Below are 16,983 nucleotides of genomic sequence, written 5' to 3'. Positions count from 1 at the left end.
ACGGTTCACACGTCGATGGGAGTGGAAGAGGTGCGGGGCACGGGATCCTCGACCCGGCTGACGCCGGCGCCGTGAACCTCACGGTGCAGGCGCTCCATTCGCTCGTCCAGCTCGGCGGCCGTCTCGGCCGCGTCGCGCAATGAATCGAGCAGCGGCGCGGGCACCTGCTTGTCGTACTTGTAATAGATCTTGTGCTCGAGACTTGCCCAGAAATCCATCGCGATCGTTCGGAACTGCACCTCGACGGGCACATCGACGCGACCGCTGGAGAGGAAAACCGGCACGTCGACGATCACGTGCAGGCTCTTGTAGCCGTTCTCTTTCGGCACAGCGATGTAGTCCTTCACGGCCCGAACGGTGATGTCGTCTTGTGTCGTCAGCAGATCGAACAGGCGGTAGGCATCCGCGACGAAGCTGCACGTGACACGGATGCCGGCGATGTCGGTGATGCGCTGCCGGATGGTCGGAAAGTCGGGTTCGATGCCCCGTCTCGCGACCTTCTCGGCGAGGCTATCGGGCGTCTTCACCCGACTCGAGACGTGCTCGATGGGGTTGTAGTCGTGCATCAGCTGAAACTCGTCGCGCAGGATCGTGATCTTCGTCTCGACCTCCTGCAGACCGAAGCGGTACTCCAGCAAGAAGCGCTGAAACTCGTCGCGCATCGCCCTCATCTCGGCGAGGGTTGCGGTGAAGGGTTGCTCGCCGGTGGGCATGCTCATGGCTTCACCGTAAGACGCGGGACTATGAGGGCCCCGTGAGTCGCGCCGCCGCCCGGTTCGCCGTGCGCAGGCGCTCGGCGCTGACATCGCGCGCACTCTCAGCCGCGTGTCGTTCGACCGTTGCGGCATCGGCGTCGGCACGAATCCTCGCGAGTTCGCTCTCGAGGGACTCGACCCGCTCCTGCAACAGCGCCTCGCGCTCTCGGGCGGTCGCCAGGCGGGCCTCGGCGCGCGCCGATTCACGCTCGGCATCCGCCGCCTCGCGCCGCACCGCGACGGCAGCACGTTCGGCATCGCGGCGAGCACGGCGCTCGGCGAGATCGTCGCGCCCCCGAACAGGAGCGGGGTCCGCCGCGGCGGGAGCATCCCCCGCGACGGCATCCATGAGATCAATCGGATCGACACCGGATGCCTCGAGCGGACGCAGCAAACGCCCGGTCCGGACTGCGGCTGCGGCGGCCCCATCGCGTGCCGCGGCACCCAGGGTGCGCTCGACCTCGCCGACGATGCCGGCACCGAGCGCGACACCCTCGCCCTGTGCGAGCGCCGTGGCCCGGCGGACGAGTTCGGCCAGCAGGTCCCGCCTGTCCTTGTTCAGGGCGGTCAGGCGGGCGGCATCGCGGTCGTCCTGGGCCTCACGCATCTCGGCAGCGAGCTCGGCGAGCTTGCCGACCCCTGCCGGGTCACGACGGGCGAGCAGGTTGACGACCCATGCCGAGGTAGGGGGTTTACGCAGGGCCCGGATCTGCGCCGCGGTGTCGCGGTCCGTCGCCGACGCGGCGAGTGCCGTCCGCGCCGCGACGAAAGCGCTCGGGACGAGCCCGTACAGCTCGTCGGCCGCTGCGGAAAGTGTGGCATCCACCATCCCGCCATTCTGTCCGACGACGGCTGGATAGCACTCCCGGTCCGCCCCGGCAACCCCCGCACCGCGAAACGGGGGCGGCCATACCGTGGAATCCGAAGCGGCCCCCGGCCGCCCGAGAGGAGCATCCGATGGCTACGACATCGACCAAGACCAGCGCGAGCAACACGACCGCGAAGCGCGGACAGCGCCGACCCGCAAAGGGCGGCGCCGGAGCCGCGCTGACGAACGAGCAGAATGCCGAGAGCGGCTTCCAGGCCTCGAAGGCGCTCAGCGATAACCTGCAGAAGGTGCTCGTCGATTTGCTCGAACTGCAGCTGCAGGGCAAGCAGGCCCACTGGAACGTCGTGGGCACGAACTTCCGCGACACCCACCGTCAGCTCGACGACATCATCGAGGCCGCGCGCGGCTTCAGCGACACGGTGGCCGAGCGGATGCGCGCGCTGCACGCCGTGCCGGACGGCCGTTCCGACACCGTGGCCGAGACGACCACCCTGCCGGAGTTCCCTCACGGTGAGGTCGACACGACAGAGACGATCGATCTGATCACCGAGCGCCTCGAGGCGACGATCTCGACCGTGCGCGAGGTGCACGACCCCATCGACGACGAGGACCCGACGAGCGCAGACATCCTGCACGCCGTGCTCGAAAGCCTCGAGCAGTTCGCCTGGATGGTGAGCGCCGAGAACCGCACGCCCGCGAAGTGAGCGAAGCGCTGGTCGCCGACGGGGCGCTGGTCGACGACGGGGCACCGCGGGCGGTTCCGACCGCGCTGTCCCTGGACGAGGGCGAGCCCGGCTTGGCCGCGACCAGGGCCGAGGTCACGCTCCGGGCGGTCGTCGGCTTCGGAATGCACGTCGATGCGACCATCGACTGGGCCGTCGAGCTCGGCGCCGCCGTGCCGACGCCGGGGCTCGGACGCACGCGAGAGCGCTGGGAGACGCTGGCCACGACATCCCGGGCGGATGTCGCGGGTGGCCGGGTGCTCGAGCCGCATCTCGATGCACTCGCGATCCTGGCGGATGCCTCGGCCGAGGGTCTCACGACGCCCACTGACCTGGCCCGGATGGGCGTCGACCCGTACTCATCGTGGGGAGTCTTCGCGGCCGAGGCCGATGATGCGCGCCTCGAGGCGCGGCGCGGCGAGGACGGTTCGTGGACCCTGACCGGCGTCAAACCGTGGTGCTCGTTGGCCGATCGGGTCTCGCACGCTCTCGTCACGGCCTGGACCGGCCCGGACGAGCGACGGCTCTTCGTCGTCGCGATGGGTGACCCCGCCGTTCAGCCGCAGCGCGAAACCTGGGTCTCGCGCGGTCTCGCGCAGATCCGGAGCACACCGGTCGAGTTCGTCGGCGCCGGAGCGCTGGCTGTCGGTGATGACGGGTGGTACCTCCGCCGAGAGGGCTTCTGGTGGGGCGGAGTCGGTGTGGCCGCGTGCTGGTGGGGTGGCGCGCTCCCGATCCTCGATGCCCTCGCCCGAGCCGCGGCGCACCCCGACGCGGACCAGCTCGCGCACACGTACTACGGCACCGCGGACGCCCGCATGTGGGCCGCGCAGGTGGCCCTCGCCGATGCGGCAAGGCGGGCCGATCTCCCGGATCCCGCGCCGGTGCGGCTGATCAGCGAGCGGGTGCGGGCGATCGTGGCGGATGCCGTCGAGACCGTGCTCGCCGTTGCCGACCGCGCGCTCGGTCCGGCGCCCCTCGCGTCCGACGAGGCGCACGCGCGCCGTGTCGGAGATCTGCGCATCTATCTGCGCCAGCACCACGCCGAGCGCGACCTCGCCCGGCTCGGCCGGATGCTCGAGCGCAGCGCGTGAGCGTCACGTTCGACCACCGCGAGCCCGGCACGCTCGAGTCCGTGTGGCAGGATGCGAGCCCGTGGGCGACCGCGACCTCGCTCGATCTCGACGTTGACGTCGTGATCGTGCTGGCCGCACACCCCGACGACGAGACCCTCGGCGCGGGCGGGCTCATCGCCACGGCGGCGGCGCGAGGCATCCGCGTCATCGTCGTCGTCGCAACGGACGGTGACGGCTCGCACCCCGACTCGCCGACCTGGCCCCGTGAGGCACTCGCGCGGGAACGCCGGGTCGAGCTCGCCCGAGCGATCGACCAGCTCGCACCGGGCAGCGCCCTGAGTTTTCTCGGTCTGCCCGACGGCCACCTGCGCGAGCGCCGACAGCGCCTCTCGCAGCTCGTACGGTCGGCGATCGTCGCGCAGTCGACGGATGATGCGCCCGACCGCACGCTTGTGGTTTCGCCCTGGAGCGGCGACGGTCACCGTGACCACCGCGTGCTGGGTGAGGTCACCGAAGCCCTCGCCGCCGAGCTCGGCCATAGGAGCCTGGGATATCCGATCTGGCTCTCGCACTGGGCGCATCCGGCCGATGTCGAGACCCACGGCTGGAGCGTCCTGACGCTCGATCCGACCGCTCGTTCGGCGAAGCGGCGGGCGGTCCAGCTGCACGCAACGCAGGTGCGGCCGCTGTCGTCGGCCCCCGGCGATGAGGCGCTCATCCACGACGGCATGCGCGCGCACTTCGAACGCGCCGTCGAGGTCTTCATAACACCCACGGCCCCCGTCGCAGCGGCAGAAACAGAGGCAACCCAGGGCAAGACCGAAGGCGAACGGGAGAGCCTCGCGCCCGCCTTCTTCGACGACTTCTACGCGCGCCACGACGACCCGTGGGGATTCGACACCCGCTGGTACGAAGAGCGCAAGCGGGGGCTCGTCCTCGCCGCATTGCCCCGGCCCCGTTTCCGCGATGCGCTCGAACTCGGGTGCGCGACGGGTGCGCTCACCCGGGGGCTGGCGGAGCGCGCAGACCGCGTGCTCGCGCTCGATGCATCCGAGACAGCTCTCGCCCGCGCCCGCGAGCGCCTCGACGGACATCCCGACATCCGACTCGAAAGAGCGACCCTCCCCCAGGAATGGCCCGAGGGCGAGTTCGACCTCATCGTGATGTCGGAGATCGGCTACTACTGGAGCCCCGCCGACCTGCTCGATGCCGCGGACCGGACGCTGTCCAGCCTGTCGGCGGACGGCGTGTTGGTCGCGTGTCACTGGCGCCACCCTGTCGCCGAATATCCGGGCACCGCCGACGAGGTGCACACTGCCCTCCGTTCGCTGCCGGGGATGCGTTTGCTCGCCCGCCACGACGAAGAGGACTTCTTCCTCGATGTGCTGGTTCGCGCCGACGCACCGTCGGTGGCCCGCGCCGCGGGCCTCGCACCGTGACGGCGCCCACCGCTCTCGCGGTCGTCATCCCGGCGCACGACGAGGAAGAGCTGATCGGCGCGTGCCTGGACTCGATCCGCACCGCGGTCGCCCGCGCCCGTGGGCTGGTCGAGCGTGTGAGCGTGCACGTCGCGCTGGATGCTTGCTCCGACGAGACCGCACGTATCGCGATCGCCGCGGGGGCCGATGCGATCGTACCCGCGGCGCGGGGCGTCGGGGCGGCACGGGCTGCGGGGGTGGCGGCCGCACTCGCCGCGCACGAGTACGAGCCCCCGCGGCGCCTGTGGATCGCGCACACGGATGCCGATTCGGTCGTCCCCGCGAACTGGTTGACCCACCAGTGGGAGCTCGCGACGGGCGGCGCGGATATCGTGGTCGGCACCGTCCGACCCGACTTCCGCGACCTGTCCGCCGAGCAGATCGCGGCCTGGTGGGCGACCCATGTTCCCGGCACGGCCAACGGTCACGTGCACGGCGCGAACCTCGGCACACGAGCGAGCACGCTCGTCGCCGCCGGGGGCTTCGAGCCCGTTCTCGAGCACGAGGACGTGTGGCTCGTCGCTGAGGCGCTGACGTACGGCGCACACGTCGAGGCGTCCGACGAAGCGTGGGTGCAGACGAGCGGGCGGCCGTTCGGACGCACGTCGGGGGGCTACGCGGGCTACCTGCGCGAGCAACTCATTCCGCTCGCCCGTGCGCGCGCGGACTTCGCCGCCACGGCCTGACAAACCCGTCGGGAGCACGCATCCGAAAACAGGCGATCGCCCGTGCTGACGCGGCGATGGACCAGAGGGTCAGGCGATCGCCGAGACCGCGCGGGCGATCACCAGCACCGACATGATGAACCCCGCGAGCGCTTCGACGCCCATGAACGCCTTGGCGCGACGCGTGATCGGAAGGGCATCGGCTGGCGAGAACGCGATGCCAGCCGTCAGCGAGATGTAGAAGTAGTCGAAGTACCGAGGGCGCCACGCCTCAAAGCCCGAGGTCGCGTCCTGCGGAAACAGGAAGTCCGCGCGGGTGGCATCGCGCGGTCCGCGCGCTCGGGCGACGGGTCCCCCGAGATCGAGCTCCCAGTAGAGCAGTCCGAATGCGATCGCGTTCGTGACCCAGAGCTGGAGAGCGGCGAGGAGGATGCTGAACCCATCGCTCACGGGAGCCGTCAGCAGTTCGTAGACGAGCTGCACGAGCAGCACCTGGGTGACGGCCAGAAGCACAAAGGCCAGCGCAACCGACATCCCCCGCGACCACGCCGTCTGCCGCACCAGATGATGCGGGTTCAGCACGACCAGCGGAATCACGAGCAGGGCGCAGACGAGGACCGCGACCCCACGCAAGGGCGCGAAGAAGAAGCTGGGCAGCAGCAGCCACAGGACCATCACGACGAGCACACCGACGATGGCCGGCCATCGGTGTTCGTAGGTGGCCCGGGCGGGCGCTGCCGTCGTCATGCGCTCAGTCTGTCGGAACGGCGGCCCGAACCCGCGCCGCCGTTCCGACAGGAGATGCGTTCAACTCGCGAGCTGGTCGGCCTCGCGGAGATGCCGGTACGAGCCCTTGAAGTAGAGCAGCGGCTCGCGCGTGTGCCACTCGGGCGCGCTCATCTCGACGACCTTGCCGATCACGATCAGGTGATCGCCGGCGACGTACTCGTCCCACAGTTCGCAGTCCACCCACATGAGGGTGTCGTGGATGACGGGATTGCCGGATCCGGCGGGCGACCAATCGATGCCCGCCCACTTGTCCGTTCCCTTGCGGGCGAACTGATTGGAGACGTGCAGTTGGTCGTGAGCGAGGACGTTGACGGCGAAGCGTCCGCTCTGCTTGATGCGCGGGTAGGTCGTCGAGGTCAGCATGACGCTGAACGAGACGAGGGGCGGATCGACCGAGACGCTGTAGAACGACTGACAGGTGAAGCCGACGGGTTCGTCCGCCTCGAGCCCGCTGATGACCGTGATGCCCGATGCGTAATGCCCGAGCGTGTCACGGAACAGACGTGCGTCGATCGCGGTGGGTGCCGAGATGGGTGCCGGGGTGAGAGCTGACTCCTGCACGGTGTTTCCTCCTATCGGTGACGACGCAATCGGGTTCAGGTGAGAGGTTGTGCCGTCGCGCCGGCCACGACCGCCAGGCGCGCGAGGTTGGCCGCGTACTCTGCCGCTGCCGCGCCCACGACATCCTCGAGCTGATCCATCTGGGTCAGCGAGAGGTAGAAGCCACGACCCGGAACCATCGCACCCAGCTCGACGAGCAGGGGCGCGAGATTGTAGGTCGGACCCATCGCGTGGCTGAAGTCCGCGCCGGTGTGCACCGGGATCGCCGTGACGCCCGCGAGGCCGTTCGCCGGGTACCGGTCGAGAAACGCCTTGAGCAGACCCGTGTAGGTGGCCTTGTACGTCGGCGACGCGAAAACCACGAGGTCGCTCTCGGCGACGGAGGCGTTGAGCGCCGCCATCCCTTCCGAGGGCCAGGCGAAGATCTCGGCGGTGTGATCGGCGAGATCGATCACACCGAGCGAGTACGAGCCGGGAGCGAGGAGCTTTTCGACGAGCAGCTCCGCGACCTTGCGCGTGCGGGATGCCGGCTTGGGATTGCCGACGACGATCGTGACTTTGAGCGACATTTCACTTCTCACATCTGTACCGATTGACAGGAAATCGAAGGTGTCATGTCGCCGTGTGCACGTAGCAAATACGGGAACGAGGCTGACGACGCCTTCACACCACCGGGGTTTTTTGGCCCGGCGGGCCCGCAACGGCTTACGCTGCTCGATCAGTATGCACCCGGTTTGTTTCGCTCGTGTCACAGATTCCCGAATATGGACGGGCAGATTACGCCGAGCGTCGCGATCACGGAGCCGCTGCCCGAGACGAGGGATAGCGTGTGAGGATGACGAGCGAATCCGAGCCGACCCCCGACCGGATCGCGCCCACCGAGGGCGCGGCCGCATTCCCCTCGCTGTCGGCCGATGACTTCAAGGCCGTTTTCCGCGGGCATCCGGGGGGCGTCGCCGTGATCACCGCCGACGACGGCACGGGTCCCGTCGCGCTGACCGCGACATCCGTCTCATCCGTCAGCGCTGACCCACCCCTCCTGGTTTTCTCGGTTTCCGCTCAGTCCTCGAGTGCCCGCGCCCTCGCCGCGGCGGACACCGTCGTCGTGCATCTGCTCGATGCCCAGGATCTGCCGCTCGCCCGCCTGGGCGCGACGAGTGGTGTTGATCGTTTCGCCGACACCGATTCGTGGTCGCGCCTGGTCACCGGCGAACCGGTCTATCACGGAGTGCGGGCGTGGGTCCGGGGCGCCGTGGTGAATCGGATGGATGCCGGCGGCTCCACGATCTTCGCGGTGCATGCCCTGCAGTCCAGCCTGTCGCGCGACCCCGCCGCGGGCGAGGCGGGCGATGCGCTGGTGTACCACAACCGCACCTGGCACCGCCTCGGCGAGCACTCGCGCATCGACTGAGCGCGGAATCGAACCGAAAGCGCGGGCATGTCAACCCCCTCACCGGGCCCGACATCGGATCGTAGGTTGGGCTCTTCCCGATGAGGAGGTGGCCCATGGCCGAAATCCGCGCACTCGCGCTCAACTGCACACTGACGAAGTCCCCCGAGCCCTCGAGCACCGAGCTGCTCACGACTCAGATCCTGCAGGCCCTTACCGATCTCGGCGCGCAGACCGCTCAGGTGCGTGTCATCGACGAGAACGTCGCACCCGGTGTCCAGAAGGACATGGGTGAGGGCGACGGCTGGCCGCGCATCCGGGAACAGGTCTTGGCGTCCGACATCCTCGTCCTCTGCACGCCCATCTGGATGGGTCACATGTCGAGCGCCGCGCAGGGGGTGCTCGAACGCCTCGACGCCGAGCTGTCCGAGACGGACGACGCGGGCCGCCCGATCCTCTTCGGCAAGGTCGCGGTGACCGGAATCGTCGGCAACGAGGACGGTGCGCACAAGGCGACCTCGGACCTCTACCAGGGTCTCTCGGACGTCGGGTTCACCCTGCCCGCGCAGGGCGGCACGTACTGGGTCGGCGAGGCGATGCAGGCGGTCGACTATCAGGATCTCGACGAGACGCCCGAGGCAGTGTCGAGCGCCACGACCACGCTGGCCCGGAACGCGGTACATCTGGCGACGCTGCTGCGGGAGCATCCGTACCCCTAAGTTCGGAGGCGCGGAAGATTAGCCGCGATGGTCTGGAGCACGACTCCGGGCGATTCGATCGCGGCGAAGTGCCCCGCATCCGGCACCCGCTGCTCTCGGAAGTCCGGAATCGTCCGCGCGAACCAGTCGCTGTCGGAGTCGGATGAGAAGGCATCCCGCTGACCGCGCACCGACCGGACCGGACACCCGATCAGCTCGAAGTGTCGCAGGTCGTAGCCCGCCACGGCCCGCGCAGCGTGCACGAACGAGTCCGGCCGCAGCTCGTCGGCGAAAGCACCGATCACGCTCGCGTCGATCACACCCCGATCGGCGAACAGCGGGCTCGAGAGAAGCCGAAGCATCCCGATGCGACGCAGACCGCGCACGACGCCGACGCTCCCGAGAGCGTCGAGGATGCGCGTCGCGAGCAGCATTCCCGCGAACCACGGCAGACGAATGCCACCCCGCACCGGCCTTCGCACCGCCTCGACGACCGCGGGTCCCGTCGGCGAGACCAACACCACGGATGCCGTCGCCCCCGGTGTGCGCACGGCCAGGTCAAGCGCCAAGAATCCGCCGAGCGAATGACCGACGAGATGCCAGTGGCGGTAGCCGAGCGCGAGCGCGATCTCGACGATGGCCCCGGCGTATTCGCCGATCCCGGCGCCCTGCCAGTCGGGCGCCGCCGACTCGCCCCAGCCCGGCAGATCGGGGATGACCAGATCGGCCAACGGCAGCCCGCGCCCGTCGGCATACGAGAGCAGTGGCGTCCAGGTCGTCCAGGATCCGGCCGCGCCGTGCACGAGGATCGTCGCGGTCTCGCTGGTGCGGCGTCCCGCGCGGACGACGACGGGTCCCAGCGACGTCTCGACGACGAGGCGCTCGAGCCCGAAGACGGTCTCGTCGGCGATCAGTTCCATGCCGTTTATTCGGAGCGGATCTCCGCCGGGATTGTCTGCTGGCCGTGTGTCCCACGCACCAACATCAGGTGTCGATCGTGCATCGGTTGTGTCCGATTCCCCCGTGGCATCACGGCCCGTGATACCTATTGGGATAGGTAGACGTGTTTGACCGGGGTCCTCGGCGTTTCCCTCCTGACAAAGGAAGGGACCTCGACCATGGTCCAAAAGTTCATTCACCGAGGCGCAGTCCTCCTCGCATCCGTCGCCGTCATCGGCGTCGCGATCCTTCCCACTGCGGCATACGCCGACACGACGATCGATGGCCCGATCGGCCTGGGCACCGCTGAGCCGTTCGCGGTCCTCGCCGGGTCCACGGTGACGATCTCGCCCGACGGCACTCCTCCCGAGTCGGTCATCAATGGCGACATCGGCGTAAGCCCCGGCTTGGCCGTTACCGGTTATGAGAACGTTCAGCTGCCGCGCGTCGGCGTCGTCGTGCCTCTTTCTGTCGCGGACCAGGCTCAGGCCGACCTCACCATCGCATACGGAGTCGCCGCCTCCCTGACTCCGGCCCCGCAAAGCGCGGGCGATTTGACCGACCTTTCGCTCGTACCTGGAGTTTATCGGGGCTTTCCTCTCTCACTCACGGGCAACCTGACACTGGATGGCGGCGGCAACGTCGACTCGGTGTGGGTCTTCCAGTCAACGTCCTCACTAGTCATCGCGGGAACCGCGGAGGTTACGCTCACGGGCGGGGCCAACGCTTGCAACGTCTTCTGGCAGGTCGGCAGCTCGGCCACGATTAACGGAGGGGCAGATTTCGTCGGCACCGTCATGGCACAGGAGTCGATCTCAGTCGGCGCAAATGCCACCGTTGCAGGGCGCTTGCTCGCCCAAGACGCCGTCACCCTGATCAGCGACACGATCACGCGGCCCAGCGGCTGCTCCGCCACGGGCGGCACCGTCACCACGACCCCGACGATCACCTCGGCCGGCCCCACGGCGGGCACCGCGGGCACGGAGTACTCGTATACGGTGACCGCGTCCGGAACCCCCACCCCGACCTACTCGATCACGGGCGGCACGTTGCCGACGGGCCTCGGCCTCGACGCCACGAGCGGCACCATCTCAGGAACCCCGACCACTCCGGGTACCTACACCTTCACCGTCACCGCCTCGAACGGCACATCAGCTGACGCCTCCGCGACGTACACCGTCGTGATCGCGGCGCCCACGGTCGCGGTGGCGGCGGGCGAACAACTCGCGGAATCGGGCTCCGATCCGACCCTTCCGATCGTGCTCGGCGGCGCGCTACTGGCCGCCGGTGCGGCGTTCTTCTTCATCGCGCGGGGCGCGCGGATCGCCCGGCGGCGCTAGCGTCGTCGCGGACCGGCCGCTGGTCGGTCCGCGACGGAAGCCTTGTCATTTATGACAGGCCTCTCATATAGTTCTCATGTACCTACCGGCTCTGGGGAGTTAACGGGGAGAAAGTGACGGCGTTCCATGTCGTCTATCGCCACGAGCGACCCCGCGCGCCTCTCGCACCCCACGGAGGCGTGGGTTCGCGAGTACGCCGTCGAGCGAGCCGAGGGCACCTCGGCGCTCCGCGGACTCGTCGTCGGAGCCGTACTCAGTCTTCCCCTGTGGGCACTTCTCATCGCGGGCGGCAACGCGCTGCTCTCGAACCTGACCTGATCCCCCGCACAACGAAGAAGCCCGCCGCAGAGTATGCGGCGGGCTTCTTCGTTCACGCGTCAGGCGTCGTTCACACGGGCATCAGACACTGGCGGATGCCTCGCGCTTCGGCAGCACCCATCCCCGGCGGGGGAAGTGGCACGTGTAGCCGTTGGGGATGCGCAGCAGGTAGTCCTGGTGCTCGGGCTCGGCCTCCCAGAAGGGCCCCGCGGGCTCGATCGTCGTGACGGCCTTGCCCGGCCAGAGACCCGAAGCATCCACGTCGGCGATCGTGTCGCGTGCGACCGACTCCTGCTCGGGGCTGAGCGGGAAGATCGTCGAGCGGTAGCTCGAGCCGATGTCGTTGCCCTGACGGTTCAGCGTCGACGGGTCGTGGATCTGGAAGAAGAACGCCAGGATGTCGCGATAGGTCGTCTTCGTCGGGTCGAACACGATCTCGACCGCCTCGGCGTGACCCGGGTGATTGCGATAGGTCGCGTGATCGTTCTGCCCACCGGTGTAGCCGACGCGCGTGTCGAGAACACCGGGCTGGCGGCGGATCAGGTCTTCCATGCCCCAGAAACAGCCGCCGGCGAGGACAGCCGTCTCGGTTCCGGGGGTGCGGGTGATGCTTCCGTCATCGGTCATGATGCCTGCTCCTGAGTGGTCGTGGTGTCGGTGTTGTCGGTGTTGTCGGCGAGGTTTCTGTCGAAGAGGGCGCGGAATTCACCGTAGTCCTCGGCCTCGAGCTGCGCGACGGGCACGAAGCGCAACGCCGCCGAGTTCATGCAGTAGCGCAGGCCCCCCGCCCCGCGAGGACCGTCGTCGAAGACGTGGCCGAGGTGGCTGTCGGCACCGGCGGAGCGCACCTCGGTGCGCTTCATCCAGAGCATCCCATCGACCTTCTCGGTCACGGCCGCGGGCTCGATGGGGCGCGTGAAGCTCGGCCATCCTGTGCCGCTGTCGTACTTGTCGAGAGATGAGAACAGGGGCTGACCCGAGACGACATCGACATAGATGCCCGCTTCGTGGTGGTCCCAGTACTCGTTGCGGAACGGCGGCTCGGTGCCGTCATCCTGTGTGACCCTGTGCTGCGCCGGGGTAAGGCGACTGAGCGCATCGGCAGTCGCGCGGTAGTCGTGTGACATTTTTCCTCCTGGGAAGACGCCACTGGCTGGGGCGTCACTGAAGGGAACGAAGGAGTGCGTGGTTTTGGTCCCGCCAAGCTGGGAGCGGGCCGTGAGTTTCTGTCGTCTCCTCCGACGCGACCGCAGTGTGGACTCCGATCAGACCACCCCTTCGTGCACGTCGCGCGCCTTGAGGGTGCGGAACGACGACACCATATTGGTGCCGAGCAGCACCTTGCCGCGCGAGTGCAGCTTCCGTAGGTCGGCGTAGGCCTCCGAAATCCGGCGAAGGGGATAGATGCCCGATACGAGCAACGTGAACGTGCGCGCCTGCGCCATATCGACCAGACGAGCCAATGTGTCGGTGGCGTGGGCGACAGATTCGGGGTCGCTGCGCAGAAGTCGCAGCTCGACCTCGCGGCGATCGGCGCTCGAACGGTAGCGGCTGGCCGGAACCCCGAGCTCTTCGGCGAGGGCGTGGCCGTCCTGGCCGAAGTTGTCGATCAGGGCCGTCACCTGCGCGCCTCCGGTCGCCTTGCGAATGCGCTCGGCGATGCCTTCGCCGTAGCGGACGGGCTTGATGCCGAGCTGGCGCAGGTAGTCGAAGTTGCGGTCACCGCAGGTGCCGATCACCGTCGCCCCGCGATGTTTGGCCACTTGGGCCTGAATGCTGCCGACCCCACCGGCCGCGGCAGAGATGACCACGACATCGGAGGCACCGATCTTGAGTTCGTCGAGCACATCGAGCGCCGTCGATCCCGACAGGAACATCCCACCCGCCGCCTCCCAGGTGAGGGACTTCGGCTTCATGACCAGAGCCGCCACCGGGACGTTCACGAATGTCGCGTGCGCCCCCGCCCGCACGTGCCCGATGACGTCTGAGCCGACGCGAAAGCTCCCGGCGTCTTCACCCACCGCCACGACCATCCCCGCGAATTCGCTCCCGGAACGTCGCGGCCAGGGCTCGTCCCAATCCGTCTCGCGACCCGCGCGGATGAACCCGTCGATGTGACTGATGCCCGCACAGATCACCTGGACGGTGACCTCGCCCGGCGCGGGCGGTGGGAGCGGTTGTGTTCTCAGCTCGAGGACGTCGGCGTCCCCGGCACGGTCGTACTCGACGATCGTCGTCTGATCCGGCTTCTTTGCCATGATCACCACAGCCCCTCGGTCATGGGCCAGCTCGCGAGCGGTGTCGTGAGCGGACCCGAGCGCATTGTTCTCACAGTGTTATTCGGAACCAGGGGCCGATTCGGATGCAGCTTCTCTACGAATTCACGTCGAGGTCGATGACCGCGCGTGCTGGAGCGGTCGTGTCGTGCTCCATTCGTCGTGGGACGTGAGGGGGACGAACGGGGGACGCTCAATCGTCGTCTGCAGGGCGATCCGGCGGCCCTCGCGGGCGGAGTCGAGGAGAGCCGTCATGATCTCGAGGACGTGCAAGGCCATCGCCCCGCTCGCGCGATCGCCACCGCGCAGGAAGTCGATGACGCCGATACCGCGCCCGGCGCCCGCATATCCGGCGCTCGGCGGAAGCACGGTCCAGGTCTCGTGGCCGAGACCGCGCACGCGCACCTCGCCCTCGAACAGGTTCGGGTCGGGCGCCGTCAGACTTCCCGCCTCGCCGTGGACCTCGAGCGGTGCCGCGGTGGTCGCCGCCGCGTCGAAGCTGAATGTGACGGTCGACACGGCACCGCCGAGATGCTCGAGCACACCGGCCACATGCGTGTCGACTTCGACCGGGATGATCTCACCGACGCGCGGCCCCGAGCCGATGCGCCGTGTGTCGCGCGTGCGGGACGACGAGCCCGATACCTGCGTCACCGGTCCCAGCAGGTGCACGAGCGAGGTGAGGTAGTACGGGCCCATATCCAACAGCGGGCCGCCGCCGTCGCGGTAGTAGAAGTCCGGGTGCGGATGCCACGCCTCGTGTCCCGCCGAAACCCACGTCGCCGAGGCTGCGGTAGGGCGACCGATGACCCCCGAGTCGATCGCATCACGCGCGGTCTGGATTCCGGTGCCGAGCACGGTATCGGGAGCCGCGCCGATCCACGCGGTGCCCGCGGCATCCATCATCCCGATGGCCTCGACGAACGTCGCCGCGAGCGGCTTCTCGCCGTACACGTTCTTGCCCCGCGCGAGAGCAGCCAACGCGACTTCGGCGTGCGCCCCGGGGATCGTGAGGTTGATGACCGTCTGCACAGCCGGGTCGGCGACGAGCTCATCGACGGTCACGGCGCGACAGCCGGGGATCTCGGCGGCGACCGCCGCGGCACGAGTCGCGTCCAGGTCGGCCGTCGCGACGATCCGGATGCCCGGCAGATCCTGCAGCGTCGCCAGGTACTGACGCGAGATGACCCCCAGTCCGACTATGCCGATTCCGTGCGGCTGGCCCACAGCATCCCCCGTTCGATGATCGTCCGGACGTTGTCGTCGCGCAGCACGTCGAGGCTGTGCCCGGGTGTTGCGACGAAAACGCGTCCCGCGCCCCACAGCCGCGTCCACACCGCGGGCGACGTGATCGGTCGATGCCACGGGTGATAGGGCTGCACCGGATGCGTCGTCGTGGCGAGGACGTCGATCAGATCGTCGTGCAGCACCCAGTACTGCTCCGTGTTGAGCGTGAAATCCTCCAGCCCCGCCATGATGTCGTGCTCGCGACCGAGGTCGGTGAGCTCGATCGAGTGAGGCAGGAAGTTGTCGGTTTCATCCCCCACACACCGGTCGGGATGCTTCGACGGATGCGTGGCGAACTGTCCGCCGATCAGCTGCAGGTAGTCGGAGTTGTTCCGGTACGAGTCGGCGATGCCGCCGTGCCACCCGGCGAGTCCCGTGCCGCGTTCGACCGCGGCGCGGAGCCCGGCGAAAGCTTCGCGCGAGATCTCCGACATGGTGACCGACTGCACCACCAGGTCGACCTCGGCCATGACCGCCTCATCGGCGTAGACCTCGTTCGAGTCCTCGATGCGAACCGTGAAGCCGTGGCTCTCGAGGAAGGGGACGAACAGATCCGTCGCCTCCACCGGGCTGTGGCCCTCCCACCCCCCCGCGAACGATCAATGCCCTGCGCGCGCTCATGCGTTCTCTCCTTCGACAGGGACGTACATGCTCTGTTGGGCTGCGCTCCGCTCGACGGCGGCGAGAACGCGCTGCACGCGCGCCGCCTCGGCGAAGGTCGGCGCGACCTTTCCCTCGCCCGCGATGGCGCGTACGAGATCGACCACCTGGTGCGTGAAGAGATGCTCGTACCCGAGACCGTGACCCGCTGGCCACCAGGCGTCGGCGTACGGATGCTCCGGCTCATTGGCCTGGATCCGCCGGAAACCCTGCTCGCCCAGCGGGTCGCGGCCGTCGTAGAAGTCGAGCTCGTTCATCGAGCGGAAGTCGAAAGCGACCGACCCGCGGTCCCCGTTGATCTCGACGCGCTTCGAATTGCGGTGGCCGGTCGCCAGCCGGGTCGCCTCGAAAACGCCCAGCGCTCCCCCGGCGAACTCCGCGGTGAAGGCGGCCGCGTCATCGACCGTCACGGAACGGCGCTGTGCATCGGCGCGCGCCCGGCCGCCCAGTCCGACCTGCTCCTCCAGCACGGGACGTGTGGGAACGAAGGTGCGGAGCATGGCCGAAACACCGACGATGTCATCGCCCGTCAACCACTGCGCCGTGTCGATGCTGTGCGCCCCGATGTCGCCCAGCGTGCCAGAGCCCGCCCGGGACTTGTCGAGGCGCCAGGTGAAAGGCGCCTCGGAATCGCTCAGCCAGTCCTGCAGATACTGGGCCCGCACGTGTCGCACCTCGCCGATCCGCCCGTCCTCGACCAGTCGTCGGGCGAGCGCGAGCGCGGGGGTCCGTCGATAGCTGAACCCGCACATGCTGACCACACCGCGGGCGGTCGCGGCATCGGCGGCGGCCACCATGCGGTCGGCGTCGGCGACATCGTTCGCGAGGGGTTTCTCGCACATCACGTGTTTGCCCGCGGCGAGCGCGACGAGCGCGATCTCGGCGTGCGTGTCGCCCGGAGTGCAGATGTCGACGACGTCGATGTCATCGCGCTCGATCACACTCCGCCAGTCCGTCGCCGCTTCATCGAACCCCCAGCGCGACGCGGCCTGCGCGGTCCGGTCCGCATCCGTCCCCACGAGGACCCGCAAAGCAGGAGTCTGCGGCAGGTCGAAGAATCGATGGGCGCTCCGCCACGCATGGGCGTGCATCCGCCCCATGAAACCGGTGCCGATGACGGCGACGCGCAGGTGCTGGGTCACAGGTGTGGTCCTCTCGGTGGCGCATGCGGTCGCGCGCCGGGCTTGTCTGTCGCCATCC

20 protein-coding genes are annotated in these 16,983 nt (G+C 68.6%); 8 read left to right on the top strand and 12 right to left on the bottom strand.

The window, feature by feature from the left end; translation table 11 throughout:
- Positions 1-5: 5 nt before the first annotated feature.
- Both ACXZ1E_RS11840 and ACXZ1E_RS11835 read right to left on the bottom strand, forming a co-directional pair.
- A complete protein-coding gene (locus ACXZ1E_RS11840) occupies positions 6-719 on the bottom strand; it encodes a GTP pyrophosphokinase (protein ID WP_458040690.1) in 714 nt (237 codons plus the stop codon).
- A 22-nt stretch (positions 720-741) separates the two neighbouring features.
- Positions 742-1,584, bottom strand: coding sequence for a transposase (locus ACXZ1E_RS11835; protein WP_458040689.1), 843 nt, complete (start codon positions 1,582-1,584; stop codon positions 742-744).
- Positions 1,585-1,712: 128 nt separating this feature from the next.
- On the opposite strand from ACXZ1E_RS11835, the gene ACXZ1E_RS11830 reads away from it, so the two are divergent.
- From ACXZ1E_RS11830 to ACXZ1E_RS11815, 4 genes are read left to right on the top strand one after another with little or no spacing between them, the layout of a single operon-like run.
- Positions 1,713-2,288: a Dps family protein gene (locus ACXZ1E_RS11830; protein WP_458040688.1), complete on the top strand. Its 576-nt coding sequence runs from the start codon at positions 1,713-1,715 to the stop codon at positions 2,286-2,288.
- Positions 2,285-3,400 (top strand): acyl-CoA dehydrogenase, encoded by a 1,116-nt coding sequence (locus ACXZ1E_RS11825; protein WP_458040687.1) that lies wholly within the window; start codon positions 2,285-2,287, stop codon positions 3,398-3,400. The genes ACXZ1E_RS11830 and ACXZ1E_RS11825 overlap by 4 nt, the downstream gene beginning before the upstream one ends.
- Positions 3,397-4,821, top strand: a complete 1,425-nt coding sequence (locus tag ACXZ1E_RS11820; RefSeq protein WP_458040686.1) for a PIG-L family deacetylase — start codon at positions 3,397-3,399, stop codon at positions 4,819-4,821. Before ACXZ1E_RS11825 ends, ACXZ1E_RS11820 begins: the two co-directional genes overlap by 4 nt.
- The gene (locus tag ACXZ1E_RS11815) at positions 4,818-5,546 is read left to right on the top strand and encodes a glycosyltransferase (RefSeq protein ID WP_458040685.1); all 729 of its coding nucleotides are present in this window, start codon (positions 4,818-4,820) and stop codon (positions 5,544-5,546) included. Before ACXZ1E_RS11820 ends, ACXZ1E_RS11815 begins: the two co-directional genes overlap by 4 nt.
- A 69-nt stretch (positions 5,547-5,615) precedes the next feature.
- On the opposite strand, the gene ACXZ1E_RS11810 is transcribed toward ACXZ1E_RS11815, so the two are convergent.
- The 3 genes from ACXZ1E_RS11810 to ACXZ1E_RS11800 are packed head-to-tail and all read right to left on the bottom strand — an operon-like array spanning position 5,616 to position 7,444.
- Positions 5,616-6,272, bottom strand: coding sequence for a DUF1345 domain-containing protein (locus ACXZ1E_RS11810; RefSeq protein WP_458040684.1), 657 nt, complete (start codon positions 6,270-6,272; stop codon positions 5,616-5,618).
- A gap of 60 nt (positions 6,273-6,332) precedes the next feature.
- Entirely contained in the window at positions 6,333-6,875 is a 543-nt protein-coding gene (locus tag ACXZ1E_RS11805; RefSeq protein ID WP_458040683.1) for a flavin reductase family protein, read from the bottom strand.
- 35 nt (positions 6,876-6,910) lie between these two features.
- A complete protein-coding gene (locus ACXZ1E_RS11800; RefSeq protein WP_458040682.1) occupies positions 6,911-7,444 on the bottom strand; it encodes an NADPH-dependent FMN reductase in 534 nt (177 codons plus the stop codon).
- Between the two features lie 266 nt (positions 7,445-7,710).
- On the opposite strand from ACXZ1E_RS11800, the gene ACXZ1E_RS11795 reads away from it, so the two are divergent.
- Complete coding sequence (locus ACXZ1E_RS11795; protein WP_458040681.1) at positions 7,711-8,286, top strand: flavin reductase family protein; 576 nt, start codon at positions 7,711-7,713, stop codon at positions 8,284-8,286.
- Between the two features lie 95 nt (positions 8,287-8,381).
- Positions 8,382-8,984 carry a flavodoxin family protein gene (locus ACXZ1E_RS11790; protein WP_458040680.1) on the top strand — a complete coding sequence of 201 codons (603 nt, stop codon included), beginning with the start codon at positions 8,382-8,384 and terminating at the stop codon, positions 8,982-8,984.
- On the opposite strand, the gene ACXZ1E_RS11785 is transcribed toward ACXZ1E_RS11790, so the two are convergent.
- The gene (locus ACXZ1E_RS11785; protein WP_458040679.1) at positions 8,981-9,883 is read right to left on the bottom strand and encodes an alpha/beta fold hydrolase; all 903 of its coding nucleotides are present in this window, start codon (positions 9,881-9,883) and stop codon (positions 8,981-8,983) included. The genes ACXZ1E_RS11790 and ACXZ1E_RS11785 overlap by 4 nt on opposite strands.
- Before the next feature lie 198 nt (positions 9,884-10,081).
- Between ACXZ1E_RS11785 and ACXZ1E_RS11780 the strand changes: the two genes are divergently transcribed.
- Both ACXZ1E_RS11780 and ACXZ1E_RS11775 read left to right on the top strand, forming a co-directional pair.
- A complete protein-coding gene (locus tag ACXZ1E_RS11780) occupies positions 10,082-11,242 on the top strand; it encodes an ice-binding family protein (protein ID WP_458040678.1) in 1,161 nt (386 codons plus the stop codon).
- 126 nt (positions 11,243-11,368) lie between these two features.
- Complete coding sequence (locus ACXZ1E_RS11775) at positions 11,369-11,560, top strand: hypothetical protein (protein ID WP_458040677.1); 192 nt, start codon at positions 11,369-11,371, stop codon at positions 11,558-11,560.
- A gap of 81 nt (positions 11,561-11,641) precedes the next feature.
- On the opposite strand, the gene msrA is transcribed toward ACXZ1E_RS11775, so the two are convergent.
- The 6 genes from msrA to ACXZ1E_RS11745 all read right to left on the bottom strand — a co-directional run bounded on the left by msrA (position 11,642) and on the right by ACXZ1E_RS11745 (position 16,925).
- A complete protein-coding gene (msrA, locus tag ACXZ1E_RS11770) occupies positions 11,642-12,187 on the bottom strand; it encodes a peptide-methionine (S)-S-oxide reductase MsrA (RefSeq protein ID WP_458040676.1) in 546 nt (181 codons plus the stop codon).
- Positions 12,184-12,687 carry a peptide-methionine (R)-S-oxide reductase MsrB gene (msrB, locus tag ACXZ1E_RS11765; RefSeq protein ID WP_458040675.1) on the bottom strand — a complete coding sequence of 168 codons (504 nt, stop codon included), beginning with the start codon at positions 12,685-12,687 and terminating at the stop codon, positions 12,184-12,186. The genes msrA and msrB overlap by 4 nt, the downstream gene beginning before the upstream one ends.
- A gap of 138 nt (positions 12,688-12,825) precedes the next feature.
- A complete protein-coding gene (locus tag ACXZ1E_RS11760) occupies positions 12,826-13,818 on the bottom strand; it encodes an NADP-dependent oxidoreductase (protein ID WP_458040674.1) in 993 nt (330 codons plus the stop codon).
- A 123-nt stretch (positions 13,819-13,941) separates the two neighbouring features.
- Positions 13,942-15,063, bottom strand: a complete 1,122-nt coding sequence (locus ACXZ1E_RS11755; protein WP_458040673.1) for a Gfo/Idh/MocA family protein — start codon at positions 15,061-15,063, stop codon at positions 13,942-13,944.
- Positions 15,036-15,689, bottom strand: coding sequence for a ThuA domain-containing protein (locus tag ACXZ1E_RS11750; protein ID WP_458351952.1), 654 nt, complete (start codon positions 15,687-15,689; stop codon positions 15,036-15,038). The genes ACXZ1E_RS11755 and ACXZ1E_RS11750 overlap by 28 nt, the downstream gene beginning before the upstream one ends.
- Positions 15,690-15,740: 51 nt before the next feature.
- The gene (locus ACXZ1E_RS11745; protein WP_458040672.1) at positions 15,741-16,925 is read right to left on the bottom strand and encodes a Gfo/Idh/MocA family protein; all 1,185 of its coding nucleotides are present in this window, start codon (positions 16,923-16,925) and stop codon (positions 15,741-15,743) included.
- Between the last annotated feature and the right edge of the window lie 58 nt (positions 16,926-16,983).

This window comes from Pacificispira sp. HM-600 (assembly GCF_977993705.1).
The sequence above is the reverse complement of the archived record's forward strand: the minus strand, read 5'-3'. Positions and strand labels throughout refer to the sequence as shown.